The sequence below is a fragment of the Paenibacillus sp. SORGH_AS_0306 genome (assembly GCF_030819345.1).
GTDB classification, from domain to species: domain Bacteria; phylum Bacillota; class Bacilli; order Paenibacillales; family Paenibacillaceae; genus Saccharibacillus; species Saccharibacillus kyungheensis.
In genome coordinates this window covers 2,358,817-2,374,822 of the sequence record NZ_JAUTBP010000001.1, presented here as the reverse complement: position 1 = coordinate 2,374,822, position 16,006 = coordinate 2,358,817, and the positions used below count along the sequence as shown (strand labels likewise).

At 35.4% G+C, this 16,006-nt stretch carries 15 protein-coding genes; 13 read left to right on the top strand and 2 right to left on the bottom strand.

Features of this window, described 5'->3' with window-relative positions:
- Positions 1–143 precede the first annotated feature (143 nt).
- From QE450_RS10215 to QE450_RS10155, 13 genes are all read left to right on the top strand, one after another.
- On the top strand, positions 144–1,058 hold the full coding sequence (locus QE450_RS10215; protein ID WP_274172538.1) for a methyl-accepting chemotaxis protein: 915 nt from the start codon (positions 144–146) through the stop codon (positions 1,056–1,058).
- A 188-nt stretch (positions 1,059–1,246) separates the two neighbouring features.
- The gene (locus tag QE450_RS10210) at positions 1,247–1,489 is read left to right on the top strand and encodes a helix-turn-helix domain-containing protein (protein ID WP_307302660.1); all 243 of its coding nucleotides are present in this window, start codon (positions 1,247–1,249) and stop codon (positions 1,487–1,489) included.
- Positions 1,479–2,144, top strand: a complete 666-nt coding sequence (locus tag QE450_RS10205; protein WP_307299066.1) for a BglII/BstYI family type II restriction endonuclease — start codon at positions 1,479–1,481, stop codon at positions 2,142–2,144. Before QE450_RS10210 ends, QE450_RS10205 begins: the two co-directional genes overlap by 11 nt.
- Positions 2,145–2,211: 67 nt before the next feature.
- Positions 2,212–3,294, top strand: coding sequence for a DNA-methyltransferase (locus QE450_RS10200; RefSeq protein WP_307299063.1), 1,083 nt, complete (start codon positions 2,212–2,214; stop codon positions 3,292–3,294).
- A 299-nt stretch (positions 3,295–3,593) separates the two neighbouring features.
- On the top strand, positions 3,594–4,406 hold the full coding sequence (locus QE450_RS10195) for a hypothetical protein (protein WP_307299059.1): 813 nt from the start codon (positions 3,594–3,596) through the stop codon (positions 4,404–4,406).
- 297 nt (positions 4,407–4,703) lie between these two features.
- Positions 4,704–6,809 (top strand): thioredoxin domain-containing protein, encoded by a 2,106-nt coding sequence (locus tag QE450_RS10190; protein ID WP_307299056.1) that lies wholly within the window; start codon positions 4,704–4,706, stop codon positions 6,807–6,809.
- 216 nt (positions 6,810–7,025) lie between these two features.
- Positions 7,026–7,610, top strand: a complete 585-nt coding sequence (locus QE450_RS10185; protein ID WP_274172541.1) for an RDD family protein — start codon at positions 7,026–7,028, stop codon at positions 7,608–7,610.
- A complete protein-coding gene (locus QE450_RS10180; protein ID WP_307299052.1) occupies positions 7,601–8,173 on the top strand; it encodes an RDD family protein in 573 nt (190 codons plus the stop codon). Before QE450_RS10185 ends, QE450_RS10180 begins: the two co-directional genes overlap by 10 nt.
- A 199-nt stretch (positions 8,174–8,372) precedes the next feature.
- A complete protein-coding gene (locus QE450_RS10175) occupies positions 8,373–9,503 on the top strand; it encodes a PP2C family protein-serine/threonine phosphatase (RefSeq protein WP_307299050.1) in 1,131 nt (376 codons plus the stop codon).
- A gap of 25 nt (positions 9,504–9,528) precedes the next feature.
- Positions 9,529–11,589 carry a FapA family protein gene (locus QE450_RS10170; RefSeq protein WP_307299048.1) on the top strand — a complete coding sequence of 687 codons (2,061 nt, stop codon included), beginning with the start codon at positions 9,529–9,531 and terminating at the stop codon, positions 11,587–11,589.
- 13 nt (positions 11,590–11,602) lie between these two features.
- Positions 11,603–11,914, top strand: a complete 312-nt coding sequence (locus tag QE450_RS10165; protein WP_273612690.1) for an STAS domain-containing protein — start codon at positions 11,603–11,605, stop codon at positions 11,912–11,914.
- A gap of 53 nt (positions 11,915–11,967) precedes the next feature.
- Positions 11,968–13,971: an HD domain-containing phosphohydrolase gene (locus tag QE450_RS10160; RefSeq protein WP_273612689.1), complete on the top strand. Its 2,004-nt coding sequence runs from the start codon at positions 11,968–11,970 to the stop codon at positions 13,969–13,971.
- Between the two features lie 171 nt (positions 13,972–14,142).
- A complete protein-coding gene (locus QE450_RS10155) occupies positions 14,143–15,177 on the top strand; it encodes a dienelactone hydrolase family protein (RefSeq protein WP_307299043.1) in 1,035 nt (344 codons plus the stop codon).
- 60 nt (positions 15,178–15,237) lie between these two features.
- On the opposite strand, the gene QE450_RS10150 is transcribed toward QE450_RS10155, so the two are convergent.
- Positions 15,238–15,528 (bottom strand): YxcD family protein, encoded by a 291-nt coding sequence (locus tag QE450_RS10150; protein WP_274172547.1) that lies wholly within the window; start codon positions 15,526–15,528, stop codon positions 15,238–15,240.
- A 5-nt stretch (positions 15,529–15,533) separates the two neighbouring features.
- Positions 15,534–15,968 carry a hypothetical protein gene (locus QE450_RS10145; RefSeq protein ID WP_273612686.1) on the bottom strand — a complete coding sequence of 145 codons (435 nt, stop codon included), beginning with the start codon at positions 15,966–15,968 and terminating at the stop codon, positions 15,534–15,536.
- Between the last annotated feature and the right edge of the window lie 38 nt (positions 15,969–16,006).

Genomic DNA, 16,006 nt, shown 5'->3' with positions numbered 1-16,006 from the left:
TATTTTTTTCTTTTATCCGATATAGATAAAGAATACTTAATTTGGTTAAATTTGCACATTAAATAAATATTTGTTATACAGTAAAATAGAGTGATATCGAGCAATGAATAACGATAATGTTACACATACATTGGAGGGAAAACATGAACGAAATGAGTCAGCTTGAAATGGTGACGGACGAATTGGTGATACGTACTTTGCAAGATAATTTGGCTATTATACGCTTTGGTACGAATCGTAAAATTGCTTATGTTAATCCTATTTTTGCAGAAGTCGTTAAATATTCACCAAATCAAATGATTGGTATGCACCATAAAAATTTATGTTTTCCTGAATTTGCAAATAGTATCGAGTATGAAAAGTTCTGGGATAGTCTACTTTCCGGCGAAACCTTTCACGATAAAATAGAACGCAAAGATGCACACGGTAATGCAATCTGGCTAGAAGCCACTTATATGCCGGTATGGAACAAAAATAGAAATGAAGTCATTGGCGTGACCAAAGTGGCTACAGATATTACAGAGCGTCAAGGTGACCTCTCTTGTGTCGTAGATGATCTCCAAAAAACAGCACAAGCACTTAACATTCGTTCATCCGCAGGCATCGAGCAGAGTCAAGAACTACTCAATAGCATGAACAGAATTGTGGAATCATCGACGACGAATACAACAACACTGATTAATTTGCAAGAACAAGCATTAGAGATTCAAGGCATTGTACAGACGATTCGTAAAATAGCATCACAAACACATATGCTGGCTCTAAATGCAGCGATAGAAGCTACACATGCAGGTGAATTTGGACGAGGGTTTAATGTAGTGGCTAGAGAAGTACGTAAGCTATCTTCGATGGTACAAGATTCGATTATCGAAGTGAAAAAAAGCGTAGATTCGATGAGTCTAGAAGTGCAGAAAATTTCTAATGGCACAGACGATGTAAGGCAAAGTGTGCAACAAGGGGAAGAGCAAGTCAATACGGCAATGAAAGCTTTTACAGATATCGCTTACTCTGCTCAGATATTAGATATTCAGGCGCAGAAGGTAGCGAAGATTATATAAGAAGATTTATCGTAAAAAAGAGCTTTATATAAATAATATAAAGCTCTCTTTCCTGTTTTTATTTAAATACAAATGAAAATTAAAAACTGATAAACGTGGCGGCTTATAATTCACCTATAAAAAGATACTTATAGTCCGTGTATTTATTGTCATCATGTTGTTAAATTTAGATATATGATAGGTGGTGAATTGTAATCGATATTCGAATAAAATTTGGTTTCACTGTAAAGTATTTTAGAAAAAAAAAAAAGTTATCACAAGAGCAACTTGCAGAAAAAGCTCATTTGGATCGAACCTATATTGGAAGTATAGAACGTGGAGAGAGAAATATATCTTTAGTGAATATTGAGAGAATTGCAAAAGCGTTAGAATTAGAAGTCTGGGAATTGTTCAAAATGGAAAATGTAAAGGTGGAACAATATGATAATTGAAATAACAGATTATAATAGAGCAAGTAATATAATTCAAAATTCTTTTCAAAGTGAATGGAACGATATATTAAAAACTATAACAAAAATGCCTTTACATCTTAAGGCATCTGATCAAAAAGGAAAACAAGGAGCTCCAATTTTTGATGCTATAGGAACAAATCTTTATATTAAAAATGGACTTGTACAAAGAGGATGGTTAAATAATATTCCTATTCCTAAGAAATATGATTTTCTAGGTAAAGATATTGATTTTGGTAAGAGAGGAATGCTTATAGAAGTTCAATTTTCAAATTATCCTTTTCTACTAAATAATACTATACGTTCTGAATTATTTTATAAAAGTGGTATGAATATAGATAGTGCTCCTATGAAGATTGCCGTGATAGTAACTAAAGCCCATATGTTTCCTTCATCAAATAGTACTTTATATTATGAGCAGGCAAAAAAGCAATTGGATGAACTTTCTTCTAATGACGTTTTTGATGTTCCCATTCGTTTAGTTGGTTTTTTTGAGAATTATGATACTTCTTTAGAAATTCTGTATACTACATATTCAGAATTAAGATATTCAAGAACAATTGGTACTCAAGAATATAGATCATGTAAAATATTATCAACAAGAAAAAATAGTATGTCTTCAATTATTATCGACTAATAAATAAATTAATGTTAAACTTAATATAAGTGATGACTATAAGCACCATATTTTGGAGGTAATAATATTGATAGAAGAGCGGAAAATTGCCATACAACTTCATATGGGTTTTGACATCGATGAAAAGCCCAAGGAAATCATAAAATCTCAGCCAATTATTCCAGAGAATATAATAGATAATATATATAATGGTGATTGTATGGAACTACTAAAATCCTTACCAGATGAATCGTTAGATTTAATAGTAACTTCACCACCATACAATATTAACAAATTTAAAAATGATAGAAAATCATTAGATGAGTATCTAAATTGGCAGAAGGAAATTATTATAGAATGCCATAGAACATTAAAATCAACTGGATCAATTTTTTGGCAAGTTGGAACCTATGTAGATAAAATTGGTTCTCATATTCCTTTGGATATTAAATTCTTTCCTATATTTGAATCTTTAGGAATGTATCCTCGCAATCGTATTGTATGGTTAAGACCTCATGGTTTACACGCAGATAAAAAATTTGCGGGTAGACATGAAACAGTTCTATGGTTCACAAAGACTACAAACTATAAATTTTTTCTTGATCCGATCAGAGTTCCACAAAAATATGCAAACAAAAAATCACATAAAGGCGAAAACAAAGGCGAATTGACTTGTGATCCTTTTGGGAAAAATCCAGGAGATGTTTGGGCTTTTCGGAATGTGAGACATAATCACGATGAAGATGCAAATCATCCTACACAATTCCCACAAGATTTAATTGAACGAATAATTTTATCATCAACTGAAGTAGGGGATACAGTGTTTGATCCATTTATGGGTGTTGGAACAACTGCTCTAGTTGCCAAAGAATTTAATCGTCATTTTTGTGGTGCAGAGTTAGAAAAAGAGTATGTAGATATTGCTAATCAACTCTTAGATGGAGAACCAGATGAACATGGTAATTTTGTTAATCTAAGGTCTTTACGTGAATACTGTAAAAAACATGGAATAAAAGATGCATCAAATTTTACATTTTCACGACAACGTAAAGGAAGTAAACCTTCATTGGATTCAAAAGCTAATCCAGAATCGCATCATCTTGAGGAAATTATCAATAGAATTGAATTTGAGTCAGAAGAAGTAGTTTATAAAAAAATATTTGATGTTTAAAATATATATTTATTTTAAACAATAGGATTATTTAAAACTAACAAACATCTGTGAATATCTGTTTGTTAGTTTTTTATTACATAAAATAATTAGAAAGAAACTTAAATTTAACAGATGCAATGTACTCATAGCTAAGATAATAAAATGATATAATTTTTTTCTATAAGAAATTAATGCGAACTACTGATAGAATAATCTGAATTTATTTAGATTTTAAATAAATATTATTTTTCTAATTTAATTATATTTTTGATATATTTGATATAAAAAAATTATCTAGATCATTGGAGTGTTAATTAATGAATTTAATTGTAATTGCTTTAATTTTACTGATTTTGTTTCCAATAATTATTAATTATGGTCTTTTAACTTGGCATATGCCGGGTTTACAACTTGATAGCAGGTCTTGGCTTTCATTTTTAGGCAGTTATGTAGGTATTTTTTCAGCATGGATATTATTCTCATTACAATACAAACGTCAGAGAAAAGATGAGGTTTTAAAAGAAGAAAAACAAAAAATGAAGGAAAATATAAAAGATAAACAAGACAATAGGTCTTATTTCACGTATCAGGATATGAATGTTACAGGTGATTTACATAATATAATTACTCAACCAAATAGTAGGTTTATTTATACTGAAGGATATAAGTGGTTTAAAAATATTATAAAGAAAGAAAAAAATTACCGCATACCGTATTTGAGATTTAATCAATATGGAAAAAATCCTTTTGTTATAAATGTTATCCTGAAATTAGATTGGTTTATAATAAAACAATCAGGACAACATGTTGAAGAGAAAATAACTATTCAATTGGGCGTAGTTGAAAAAGACATAGAAATTTATGTTCCTACAATCATCGAAGGTATGTTAAATGGAGAACAGATTGAAATCAATCTTTTAGAGCTCGAATATACCACATTAAGAGAGGAACGAATGTGCCTAAGGTATGTTGGGAAAACTGGTGAAGAAGTATGTATTATTATAAATTCTGATGGTACCGAAGAGTGTTTATATAAACATAATAACATTGGAGTTGAATATTTTTTGCCCAAAAAGACTAAAATAAAAAAGAAAGCAGTTTTAGTCAGAGAGAATAAATTTAAATTGTAATATTTTAAATTTATTAATAAGATTTACAGTACCATTAGTACTAAGTTCGAAAAAAGGAAATTTAATATATACATGTCAAATTATTAAAATAAATACAATCAAAATTTATATCTAATGAAAGAGCTTAATATCAATTTTAAATGCTGTTTTTCTTTAATTTGAACATAAAGAAATTCTTATAAAAATTTCCTTTTAAAAACTATTTTATACTGACCTTCATATTTTAAATGAAGGTCTTTTTTCTTTTCTTCCGCATTTGGTTATATTATCAATAACAATCTTAAGGAGGAATCATATATGCACGAATCTATTGAAGAAATCCCCAGACACACAAATAGTCTAATAAACGAAAAATCTCCATACCTTCTCCAACATGCTCATAATCCAGTGAATTGGTTCCCTTGGGGAGAAGAAGCTTTTAACAAAGCCAAAGCTGAAAACAAACCTATTTTCCTCAGTGTAGGATATTCTACCTGTCATTGGTGTCATGTAATGGAAAAAGAATCTTTTGAAAATGAGGAAGTAGCTGAACTTCTCAATGAATCTTATATTTCGATCAAAGTCGATCGTGAAGAGCGACCGGATATTGATAATTTATACATGGCGTACTGTCAGGCACTTACCGGGCAAGGGGGATGGCCTTTAACGGTATTGCTAACTCCTGATCAGAAGCCGTTTTATGCAGGTACTTATTTTCCAAAAGACACTAAGTATGGTCGCATCGGTATGATGGATATGCTGTCTCAGATTCGTGATAAATGGACAGAAGATCGTGAAAATATTGTTAAATCCGGTGATGATATTGTAGAACGGATGAATCGTCAGCAGACGAAGATTACACAGGCGGGTCAATTTAGCGAAGAACTTGTACATCGTGGGTACAAAACATTTGTCAGTTCTTTTGACGAAGTGTATGGTGGGTTTGGAGGAGCACCTAAGTTTCCGACACCGCATCACTTGATGTTTCTAAGCGCTTATTCTCATGTGTATCAAGAACCTCAAGCATTGAATATGGTACGCAAAACGTTAGATCATATGTACAGTGGTGGGATTTATGATCATATTGGATTTGGATTTTCTCGCTACTCCACAGATGAGAAATGGTTAGTTCCTCATTTTGAGAAAATGTTATACGATAATTCACTGTTAGCGATCGCTTATTTGGATGGATACCGTCTGACAAGTGATACCAAATATGCGCATATTGCAGAATCTATTTTTACGTATGTATTACGTGATATGACTTCACCTGAAGGTGCTTTTTACAGTGCTGAAGATGCTGACTCCGAAGGGGTCGAAGGAAAGTTTTATGTATTTACACGCGATGAGATTGAAGAAGTGTTAGGGTTAGAAGAAATGCATAAGTATTGTAATGTGTACGATATTACACCAGAAGGCAATTTTGAAGGCAACAATATTCCTAACCTTATTCCTTTTTCGACAGCAGAAATAGCGGAGCAACGTGATCTCAATGAACTGGCATTACGCACCGATCTAGAAGAAGCTCGTCAGAAATTATTTGATTACCGGGAGCAACGTGTTCATCCTTCCAAAGACGATAAAGTCTTAACGGCTTGGAACGGTATGATGATTGCGGCTCTCGCTAGAGCCAGCCAAACGTTGCAAAAGCCTGAATATGCACAAGCAGCAGTCAAAGCGGCTGATTTTATTTGGGAACATATGCGCCGTGAAGATGGTCGTCTACTTGCACGTTATCGTGATGGAGAAGCTGCCTATAGTGCTTATGTAGATGATTACGCTTATCTGATCTGGGGCTTACAGGAGTTATATGAAGCGACAGGGATGGCAAAGTATCTGCAATATGCGATAACGCTCAAAGAGCAATTGATCACTCTATTTTGGGATGAACAGCAAGGTGGATTTTATTTTACAGGTCAAGATGGAGAGCAACTGATTACGCGTACAAAAGAAATCTATGATGGAGCAATGCCATCTGGTAATTCTGTGGCTGCATGGACGTTAGCCAAATTAGCTGCGGTGACCCAAGATATAGAATTACGTCAATATGCCGAACAAATTGTGACTACATTTACAGGGACTGCTGAGCAATATCCAACAGGTTATTCTATGTTACTGCTAGCAGGGCTACAATTATTACAAGGTAATCAAGAAATTGTGCTTGCAGGAAAAGTGGAAGATATCCATTTTCAAGAAATGATTGCTGAAGTGCAAAAAGCTTATTTACCATTTGCTTCTCTTATTATTCATGCTGATGGAACATCAGGTGAAGCGATTCGTGAGTTGCTGCCTCATTTGCAAGATAAAGGTATGCAGCAGAGTCAAGCGACTGCGTATATCTGTGAAGGCTTTGTATGTCATGAACCATTGACGACAGTCGAAGCGCTACGCGAAAATGTGCATCAATCAGCGTTAAGTCTATAAGAAGCCAAAGCCTGATCTACTATTTTCTATACTATTAAAATAACAACAACATATTACTACAATCTATTGTCAATAGTTCATATAAGCGTATTCTACATGTAGTTAAGTAGAGTGCGCTTATTTTTTATCTCTATGATTCTCTAGTAATTTAAAATCGTATCGTATAAAATAACAAAGTTAGCAGTAATATACATAGATGAATAGGAGTTAGATGAAATGAATGGAGTAGCAACAACGACTTATGGATACGCAGGATTTTGGAAAAGAACAGCGGCTACATTGATTGATGGTTTTATTATAGGATTTGGGGTATCTATTTTGCTAGGGATTCCGTTTATCCTCGGATTTGTGAATGGAGTATGGTTGAAAGAAGAATATGAATATACTACGCAAGATATCACTTTTCTGATTATGTTCTACATTTTCTATGCCATTGTTGAATTGGCAGTGCCCTGGCTATATTATAGCTTGTTTGAGAAATCCAAATACCACGCCACACCGGGTAAAATGGCTGTAGGTATTATTGTAGTTGATCGTTATTTTCAACCGGTTCGATTCGGTAGAGCAACAGGAAGGTATTGGGCTAAAAATTTGTCATACATGATTTTATGTATCGGTTATATGATGGCAGGTTGGACACAATACAAGCAAGCACTACATGATATGATCGCTAGCACGTATGTTGTAAATAAAAAAGATTGGGAACAATATATGTATATGCAACAACAGCAACAAGCAGCATCTTGGAATCAACCAGAGATGTCTCCTTATTTACAAAAAGACCAGCAAGAGTGGAAATAAGTTTTAAGAAGATTAATCTAGGAGTGGTTACTATACTGTATGCAGGGTTTTGGAAGAGGTTCGCAGCGATATTAATAGATGTCGTTATTTTAAGCATTTCATATTTAATCATCAGTTTTATATTGAGTATAGTTATTGTCGGTATTGTCCATGTAACAGATGATTCACTGGGGAGCGAAGTATCTATAGGTTCGCTACTGCCTGTTATTTTTCAATTATTATCAGGATTAACAACGTGGTTGTATTTTGGATGTTTTGAAAAGTCTAAATACCAAGCAACTCCAGGTAAAATGCTACTTGGCATCAAAGTTGTTAATCGTTCTATGCAACGTATAGGTTTTGGACGTGCAGTAGCGCGCTATTGGTTAAGATTATTATGTAATCTCACATTAGGTATAGGATATATTATTATCGGATTTACCAAGTATAAGCAAGGGATTCATGATATGATTGCAGATACGTATATTGTAAATAATCGAGCGCTTGATAATTACTTATATGAACAGCAATATCAGCCACAATCACAGACCGAATATCCTTTGAATTTGAATAAAAATATGTAATTATGAGCATCTTTATCATCATGGGTGTGTATATTGAGAGTCTATTTTGCTGCAAGCAAAGTAGGCTTTTTTTGTTAAAATAAGTTCCAAATGATCTGATACAATCGCTTACTCTACATAATTGTAATCGTTACCTATCACATAAATGGAAGAAAATGACGAAAATAAACATATAAACCTACTCTGAAGGAGAAGTATCATGAGTATATTGATTGTAGATGACTCCAGACTTAATCTTGTCTTTTTGCAAAATGTACTTGATGCAGCAGGATACAAGAATATACAGACCGCTTCTTCAGCTCAAGAAGCATTTGATATTCTAAGTATTCGAGATCAACTCTCTCCTCGTAAAGCAGCGGCAATCGATTTGATTTTACTTGATATTGTGATGCCAGGGATTGATGGTATTGAAGCTTGTCGCATTATTAAAAGTTGTACCGTTTATCAGGATTTGCCTATCATTTTTCTAACCGCAGATCGGATTCATTTCAAAGAAGCTTTTAATGCAGGCGGTATGGATTTTATTGAAAAAGGCGGGCCTGATTATGAACTGCTAGCACGAGTTCAATCTGCAATTCGACTCAAAAAAGAAATGGATTCGCGTAAAGTTCGAGAAGAAAAAGTACACAAAGAACTTCAATTGGCCAAGCATTTACAACGTAGCGTGCTCAGTCCACCGATCAATGAAACTATGATTCGAGTGCATAGCAGCTACCTACAATCAACAGAAGTATCTGGCGATATGCTGTATTGGAAAATGTTCGATCCTCAGCATTGCGGTGTACTGCTGATCGATGTGTCCGGTCATGGAATATCTGCTGCCCTGATCAGTATGTCGATTCGTTCATTGCTCGATGGTATTGTAGGCGTCGTCAAAGAACCTCATCTGGTATGCGAAGAATTGAACAAGAAGATGAGAGCGTTGTTTGGTAAAAATCGTCGGGCTGCTTACTTTACAGCAATCTATTTATTTATCGACTTGGAACGAAAGCAAATCGAATATTTTAATGCAGGTCATCCGCCGGGATTGCTATTTCTCAAAGACCAGTATCCTACACAATTGACCGGAACCACCGTACCGATCGGTATTCAAAATGATATGAAATTGGATACTGCTATCGTGACGTACGATACTCCTGCAAGAATCGTTCTATATACAGATGGATTAGTCGAAAAACCCGGTGTCTCTATTCATGCTGGTATTGAAAAGCTAGAGCATTATGCTCAAAGTCTATATTATTTGGAAAATGAAGCGTTTGTTGTAAAGTTAGAACGCTTGATTCAGCATCGTAAAGACGATGTGTGTATTATTTCGATCGAGTTACCATAAGCAAGGTATGGAGGAGGCACCCCTGATGGAGCGTAGTGTGATAGCTAGAGCCAAAACAGTGCAAGAAGCCGTAGAACAAGCACTTTCTTTACTCGATGCCACCAAGCAACAAGTGAGCATTGAAGTGATGGAGAGTGAAGCTAAAGGCATGCTAGGGCTCTATTCCAAACAAGCGGTAGTCAAAGTCACTTTGAAAACAGAAGAAATCACCGACCAGACGATAGAAGATACACAAGAATCGTTACCGATATTAGTAGCAGAAGCTGAAACGATCATTAATATGCAAGCGCTACATCTCGAACAGCCAGTAGCTTCTCCTGCTATGGATGGAACAGAAGGAAAAATATGGGTAAAAGAAGGACAGATACATTTTCATTCACAAGGGCATCAACAACCCACTATTAGCACAACCGATAATGTATATCTCTGGATTAATGATGTGCCGATTATAGCAGGAGAGACTGTAAAGTTAGCAGCTACCGATATTGTACGATATGAAGTCGAAGATAAAATAGTAGAACCTGTCTGGCATCTTCATATTGATGATAAAGCGATGAAGGTCAACTTGAATATCGAAGTGGGCTATGTCATTATCCGAAAAATTATTTCTGCGCAACCTACGTTACGATTGGTACTTAGAGCGGAAGAAGAGAAGCAGTATATACCGATCGAACCAATAGCAGTACGCAAACAATTGGTTGAGCAAAAAGTAATTTACGGCTTGGATCATGATGAAGTTAAGCGGGCTTGTGCAACAACAGTCAATGGTACATTTCTAATTGGAGAAGGAAAACCACCTGTTGCCGGAACAAATGGACATTTTGAAATCAAAGTCGATACCAAAACTCGTAAAGTACAACCTAAAATGCGTGAAAATGGAACAATCGATTATCGTGAAATCAAAGAATTCCCTTGTGTAGATGATGGTGATTTGATAGGGATTGTTCATCCCCCTATTTTAGGAATTAACGGATTAAATATTTTTGGAGAATCTATACCTGCTCCGCCTGTCACCGGTGTTATTTTGTTAACAGGGCAGGGTGTTCAAGTATCTCAAGATGGATTAGAAGTGACTGCTACACGTACAGGTATGCCAGAAGTGATTACACAAGGTCGTCATATTAAGCTTGCTATTATTCCTAAGTTGGACCATCGCGGAGATGTTACTTTACAAACAGGCAATATTCATTTTCAAGGCGATGTCGATATTAATGGAACTGTACAAGATACGATGAAAGTCGAAGCAGATGGAAATATTCAGATTAAAGGCAATGTGAATATGGCGGAGATCATAGCGACTCAATCGTTACAAGTAACTGCTAATGTTATCGGAAGCGAAATCGCAGTAGGGCAGTTATTTCTTTTTTACGGTCAAGCTGAACCGATTTTGCAAATGATTTTAGAACAGACTGAATTTTTGACGACAGCGATAGAACAGTTAAACCGCGCAGCAGCTTTTAAAATAACAGATATTGATCAACATGGGCTTGCTCCTCTGCTTGATGTGTTATTTCGTGGACGGTTTAAAGAGTTGCATCAACAATTACAATTATTTATTCGTACCACTGAAGAACACAAATCGTTAATCAATGAAGAATGGCAAAAATATATTAAAGAAATTAAAAATGGTTTTTTGAATGTGGCGATGAGTCATTTTAGAACAGCAAATGATTTGGAACGATTTGTAAAACGAACAGCTTATCTGTTAGATCGAGTCGTTTTGCCTCAATTGGATCATATTTTTGCACAATTTCATTATATTCAGAATAGTCAGATTCTTGCAGGTGGACCGGTACAAGTGAAAAAAGGATGTTATAACACACAATTACGTTGCTCGGGTGTGCTAGAAGTAACCGGATTTCTACGCGGTGGCGATTACTATGCTGCCAAAGGAATGCATATTCAAGAAGCAGGAACGATAGGTAGCAATTCCACCAAATTAACAGTCAAAGAAGATGCAGTTATTCATGTAGATAAGTTACTAGGTGGAACCATTCTACAGATCGGATCTAAAATGCATCATTTTAAAGAAGATACCTTGAATGTCAAAGCACGATTGAATCATGATCGCCAATTCGTATGGTAGGAGAGTGAATAGCATGTTTGCATATAAAATAATCACAGATGAAGTACAGGCCACAATACATTTTGAAGGTGATATTGATATAGATGCTGGAGATGTATTGGAAGATGAGATTGAGCCGGCTGTATCGCCGTATACGAATATTGTATTAAATTTAGAAAAAGTGTTTTTTGTAGACTCTTCAGGGATCGGTCTTATTATTCGTTTGGTACAAGTGTTACAAGAGTTAGGACGTAATGTGTATATTGAACAGACTCAACCGGAGGTTATGGAAGTTTTTGAATTGCTTCAACTGGATGAGATTCTGGGCAAGGAAATTTTTAGATAATGAAAGAAAAGAACGGCTATACCATATTACTCAGCCTGGTAGGATTGGCTAGTATGGTATATATGGTCCGCGAATGGCATTCAATTGTATTATTTACGATTGCGCCTATTTTGTTTCTTATCGTTTTACTCGATCTGTTTCCGGTCAGATTACTAAGCGGTGAGGAATATAGCGGAAGTCTGGTTGGATTTCTTATTCTTGCACTTGCTTTTGGATATAGCCCGGCTATTTTAGGGATCGTAATTAGCACGATTGTATCGTATGCACGTAAAAAGAATTTTGATATTCGGCAAATGAACCTATTTCGAATATGCTCTGCTTTGGGCAAAAGTGTAATTAGTTTGTATTTGTCATATCAGGTCATGGAGTTTTTTGATCCATTTTCAACATATCTACGAGCAGGATTAGGTTCACTGGTATTTAGTCTGGTCTATATGTTGCTAGTGGCAGGAGCTTCAACTACGATTATTGGTACTCCTTTTCTCAACGATATGGTGCTCAAATTAAAAGAATTAATTGTACCTGTTTTATTATGTACGATTATTGTTCCGCACTTTTTGAGACATATTTCATTAGGAAATATAATGTATGAGACGGTCTATATTTTATTGTTTTTATTACTGATTATCTTTTTATCTCATGGCTTTATCCGTCAATTGCAGATTCGTATGAAGTCTTCTGAAGAATTTATTCGCTTGAGTGAATTAAGAATCTCACAGCGAAATGAAGGGCATGGTAAAAACACAGGTATTCTTTGTCAATACATGTTAGAACTACTTGCCTACCCGAAAAAAAGAAGAACAGATCTGATTAATTACACTACATTGCACGATATCGGCAAATCGTTATTGCCCATGGAAATTTTAACAAAACGTGGTGCGCTCTCTTTAACAGAAGAAAAAGAATACCAATCCCATACGACAGAAAGTTTTAATATTATTCTATCGATTAGTGGAGATAAAAAAGCAGCAGAATGGGTACTTCATCATCATGAACGTTATGATGGAAAAGGATTTCCGGCAGGGTTAAAAGGAAACGATATCCCTTATGAATCCCGAATTATCGCATTATGTAATCATCTAGAACATTTGCTTAATCGTTATGCTGAAGATGGGGAAGTGTTACGTCAATTACAACAACTTTCTGGTAAAGTATTAGATCCCAAATTAATTCAAGCAATCACGTTAGAAATGATTACTACAGTACGACAACTGATTATTACCAAACCATTATTGCAAGAAACCGATTTGATTCATGTGGAACTCCAATCGATTGAAGAACATAAAGAAATGAGCGGATTTACAGGTGGTACGGTATTGCTTAAATACAGAGACAACGATAGTTTGCATGATATGGAAGATGCTAATCTCAAAGAACAATTAGCGATATTGGCTGAACATGCACTTCGTGTGTCCGAGAATTTTTATGAAGTCATTCAAAGTAAAAACAAAACATTTGAAGCTCATTTTTATCCTGAAAATAGCTGGGTAGCCATCGTATTAACCGATATTACGCCTGCGCTAGAATACCGTGAACAATTACATCAAAGTACTATGCGGTCGTATAAAGATGTGATCGAAACACTTTCAAAAAGTAAAATTGATATTTGTTTAGAACAACAAGAAATAGAACAGCATTTGGGAATACCTTTAGCTCAAATGGATATTATAACTAAAAGTGACGTATCGTCAGGTCGCTCTTTAGTGATGGAATATATCCCTGAAGAGTTAAAAATAAATCAACCGAAAAAATTGATGCATATTAAGCTGGCTGTATCGGAAGGTGTAACCAATCTGATCAAACACGCAGCCAATGGCAAATTGTCGGTTTATAGCAAGTGTAACGTACTGCAAATTTATATTACCGATCAAGGCTCTGGTATTCCGATTCATGAATTGCCTAAAATGATATTAATTTCTGGTTATAGTAGTAAGCGTTCATTAGGTAAAGGATTTGCTTTGATGTATACGTCAGCCGATCGAATTATGGTGCATACCAGTTCGAAAGGAACTTCAATTTTGTTAGAATTTGATATGCTTTTAGAAGAAGCAAGTTAATGATAGTAGAAAGTAACTATCATTAACTTGCTTCTTATCGATTACGATAGTCTATATTGCATAGACACAATAGAAGATACAGAAATAAGAGTATCTACAATGCAGGGATAAAGAAATGAAAAGGGAATATTATAAAATGATAACGTGTGCATTTGAAAAGGAGGAATACTTATGAATAGATGGCAAGGAGATCAATTACTACAACAATGGTATACAGAACTGATATCTAATCATCCAGACCGTTCTTCTTATTTGAATATCATCGAGCAACAGACTCAATTACGCAACATATTACCACAATTAATCGGTACATTTGCTACTCAGGATGATCATTCGATCACACTTCTGGAAACAGTAGATTGCGGGACTTATATTCGCAGACGGATAGAATGTTCTGCTTCACCTTATAGTTATTTTGCAGCATATGTGTTAATTCCCAAACAGATTACAGCTCCTGCTCCAGCAGTGATTGCTGTGCATGGTCATGGCTATGGAAGTCGTGAAATTGTAGGATTGTTACCTGATGGCGAGCCAGATCTGGATACACCGGGTATTCATCAGCATTATGCTATTCAGTTAGTGAATCGGGGATTAATTACTATTGCTCCTGATGTAATCGGATTTGGCGAAAGACGATTGGCAGAAGATATGGCTAATAATGCGGATATCGCTAATTCGTGTGATTCGCTTTCCAGTCGAATGTTGTTAATGGGTAAAACATTAGCTGGATTTAGAGTACACGAAATGCTCAAAGTGATTGATATTGTTAGCGATATGCCAGAAGTAAATTCAGAGCGGATCGGGATTATGGGATTTTCAGGCGGAGCGTTGATCGCTTATCTTACAGCGGCATTAGATCAGCGTATACGTGCCACTGTTTTAACCGGATTTCCCAATACATATCAGAATAGTATTCTTCATATTCATCATTGTATCTGTAACTATATTCCGGGCCAGGCATTATATGCAGACTTACCACAATGGATCGGTCTGATTGCGCCACGACCTTTATTTGTAGAAGCAGGGAGACATGATCGTATTTTCCCGATACAAGGTGTTCAGAAAGCTATAGCACAACTACAACAGATCTATCAACAACATGATGCTGAACAACAATTTGCAAGTGATATCTTTGAAGGTACTCATGAGATCAGTGGAAGATATGCTTATGATTGGATACAAAAAAAGCTTGCGATTATAGACTGAACAAATAGTCTGTCTCGCAAGCTTTACAAAATAGAACTTATACGATGAATAGTGTAGGCATTAGTTATCGTGAATGATCGCTTGAATTTCTTCTTCGTCATCATTGATAACTAATTCTACTTGTTCTTTAAATACTCGTGCATTATACTCACTGAACATATAACGTAAAATCGCTTCGTTCAGATTACTTTCGACTAAATATTGGCTTCGTCCTTCTGTCCATACTTCTGCGGTATAACCAGTATCTTCTTCCCAGGAAAGTTGAACCGTTACATCAGTAGGTTTCAGTCCTTTGCGTTCAGCGATATTCAAGCATACTGCATTGGTGATTTCATCCATACTGAGTCGCATAGGCATTAACGTCTATTGTACGGGTCAGCAGATTTTTTACGTTGACGAATCATACGGTAAATTCCACGAGCCGCTATAAATAGAATATAAATGGCGAATAAGTTAATGACTAATCCTAACAAGTCTCCGAACATTCCCATATTACCGAACATTCCGCCGAATAACATACCGGCAAGACCACCAATCATTAATCCTTTGAAAAAGCTACCACCGCTAAAAAATCCACGATTTGCTGTTGAACCTGCTGTAGTATTTTTTGTACGGTTTGTGCTGTTCATCGTACTGCTATTACTATCTGTTGATTTTTTAGGTGTTGTTGTGTATGACTTCGGTGAAGATTTGAATCCGCCACCACGTCTTGCATCGGCATCATTAGCAAAGCCGCTAAATAAAGTGAAGAATAATGTGAATGCTACAAAAACCATCAGCATTTTTTTCATTGTGTTCATGATCCTCCTAGTAGTTGTCTTCAATGACA

What these genes read in the sequence shown, in the direction of transcription:
- QE450_RS10190 (WP_307299056.1), top strand. Translation starts at nt 4,704, where the DNA reads ATGCACGAATCTATTGAAGAAATCCCCAGACACACAAATAGTCTAATA.
- QE450_RS10170 (WP_307299048.1), top strand. Translation starts at nt 9,529, where the DNA reads ATGGAGCGTAGTGTGATAGCTAGAGCCAAAACAGTGCAAGAAGCCGTA.
- QE450_RS10215 (WP_274172538.1), top strand. Translation starts at nt 144, where the DNA reads ATGAACGAAATGAGTCAGCTTGAAATGGTGACGGACGAATTGGTGATA.
- QE450_RS10195 (WP_307299059.1), top strand. Translation starts at nt 3,594, where the DNA reads ATGAATTTAATTGTAATTGCTTTAATTTTACTGATTTTGTTTCCAATA.
- QE450_RS10165 (WP_273612690.1), top strand. Translation starts at nt 11,603, where the DNA reads ATGTTTGCATATAAAATAATCACAGATGAAGTACAGGCCACAATACAT.
- QE450_RS10175 (WP_307299050.1), top strand. Translation starts at nt 8,373, where the DNA reads ATGAGTATATTGATTGTAGATGACTCCAGACTTAATCTTGTCTTTTTG.
- QE450_RS10185 (WP_274172541.1), top strand. Translation starts at nt 7,026, where the DNA reads ATGAATGGAGTAGCAACAACGACTTATGGATACGCAGGATTTTGGAAA.
- QE450_RS10150 (WP_274172547.1), bottom strand. Translation starts at nt 15,528, where the DNA reads ATGCGACTCAGTATGGATGAAATCACCAATGCAGTATGCTTGAATATC.
- QE450_RS10155 (WP_307299043.1), top strand. Translation starts at nt 14,143, where the DNA reads ATGAATAGATGGCAAGGAGATCAATTACTACAACAATGGTATACAGAA.
- QE450_RS10160 (WP_273612689.1), top strand. Translation starts at nt 11,968, where the DNA reads ATGGTATATATGGTCCGCGAATGGCATTCAATTGTATTATTTACGATT.
- QE450_RS10145 (WP_273612686.1), bottom strand. Translation starts at nt 15,968, where the DNA reads ATGAAAAAAATGCTGATGGTTTTTGTAGCATTCACATTATTCTTCACT.
- QE450_RS10205 (WP_307299066.1), top strand. Translation starts at nt 1,479, where the DNA reads ATGATAATTGAAATAACAGATTATAATAGAGCAAGTAATATAATTCAA.